Annotated in this window: 1 protein-coding gene; it reads right to left on the bottom strand. The window is 64.9% G+C overall.

The annotated features are described in order from the left end of the window. Positions 1 to 216: 216 nt before the first annotated feature. A partial coding sequence (locus AC0NH5_RS42945) for an IPT/TIG domain-containing protein (protein ID WP_474414252.1) occupies positions 217 to 1,812 on the bottom strand: 1,596 nt, incomplete at its 5' end.

The raw sequence follows: 1,812 nt of genomic DNA, 5'->3' as shown, positions 1-1,812 counted from the left end.
CCACGTCGCTGGATTGCTGGGCCCAGCCGTACGGGTGCACCGTCGCGGGCCGTCTCGCGGGAAGCGTAACTATTCGTGGGTATTCGGCAGTGCTAAGTCAGAAACATGCTCATATGTCAGACAATCCCTTCCTGTCAACCTCGGAGGACTCGGAAAAGCGCATGGCGGTGGCCCGGAGCGGATGCTCCGGGCCACCGCAATGGGTGAGACGTGCCGTCAGAAGGCTGCGACGGTGAACGTGGAGGTGCTGGAGATCTGGCTCTGCACGTACGCCGGGTCGTTGGCTACTGCGCCAACGGCGGCATTGCTTACGTACTGCAGGTTGTAGGCGCCTTCGGGAACCGGGATGGTGCTGCCCATGATGACAGCGGGCACATTGCTGCTCGTCCCGGTGGCATTGCCTCCTACGAGGGTCGCGGCAGTGTTGTTCGCAGCGGACAGGGTTCGAAGCGGGCTCGCCAGGATGTCTGTTCCGACGATGTACTTGCCGTTGTCGGCAGCACTGAACGTGCCGGCAGGAGCCGCGAGGGTCGCGTTGCTAGCGGTGGTCACTGTAATGGCGCGCGTGAAGGGAGACCCGAGCGCCACGTTTGCGTTGGCTGTCAAGGTGTCGGTGGCAGCGTTGGACATCACCGCTTGAGTGCTGCTCATCACGTCGGTGATGGTCGTTCCCACCGGAATGTGCGTGTGTCCCGGCTGGACGATGGCCTTACCGATATCGGCAACAGTGAACCCGGTACCCGCGATTACCCGACTACCTGCAGTCGTGGCGATAGCCCGGCCTGCCGTTGGCCGCGCGGCTGTGTTCGACGACGGTGCTGCCGCATCCAGGATGGCATCCCCCTCTGGGTCCAACCTCCTGGCCAAGTCCAGCTTGCAAATCAGCTCGGTGTCGCTGAGCACGAGTACCTTGTTGCAGTCGGCGACCGGTGAGTTCGCCCGTGCGCCGCTGATGCTGGAGGAGCTGTAGCTTCCCTTGACCAGGAAGATGTGTGCGCCGGCGGTCAGATCGTCGTTCCAAGGTGCGCTCTGAAAACCGACACCCTTGACGACCACCTCGACGGCCCGGTTGTTGGGGGCCGTGTTCGGGGTGGCGATCAGCGCGCTAGTGAACGAGAACGCGTTGGCAAGCGTGCTCGAACCGCCAGCCGTGGTGACCACCAACGAGACGTTGTTGGCCGGAGCGCGCCTCGGCGTACGAGCGGTGAACGCATTACCGCCGAGCGGGGTGATATCCGTCAGCGGCACGCCGCCCAGGGTCGCGGTGATGGCGCCGGGCTCGGTCGGGAAAGCGGTGCCGGTAACCGTGATCAGGCTGCCGCCCAGTGCCGGCCCGGCTTTGGGGGAGACTCCCGTTGCCGTCTGGATCGTGGTCACCCGGTACGGGCTGCTCGCGACCAGATCCGACGACGTGGGTCCGTTGTTGTCCACCGCTCCGTTGTAGATGCACACATTCCAGGGGATGCTGGACGCACTGCCGAGGGCCGTGTTCATCGCGGCCTGATCGGCATACAGCAACGCAGGCACGCTGGTCGCCAACCGGGTGTTGGACAGCTTGCGAATGTCGTCGGCAGCGACTGCTCTGGCCGGCGCGTCCGTCTCGTAGTCAGCCGGGCAGGCCGCACTGGTCACCAACACGCCTGGGTCGTCGATGCCGGCCAGGAATTGGTTCGGCGAGGTGATGTTAAGGCTGTTGCCGCCCTGCCACGGCCCCATGGCCTGGCTCAGCGCGATCTGGCCGGCGGAGTATTGGGCGCCGGAGATCAGCGTGGAGGCGGCGGCGGTGCCGTTGTACAGGCAGAGGCTGTACGC

It is taken from the genome of Actinoplanes sp. 13 (genome assembly GCF_056134165.1).
Note: the sequence above shows the minus strand (reverse complement) of the source record. Positions and strands in the feature narration are given on the sequence as shown.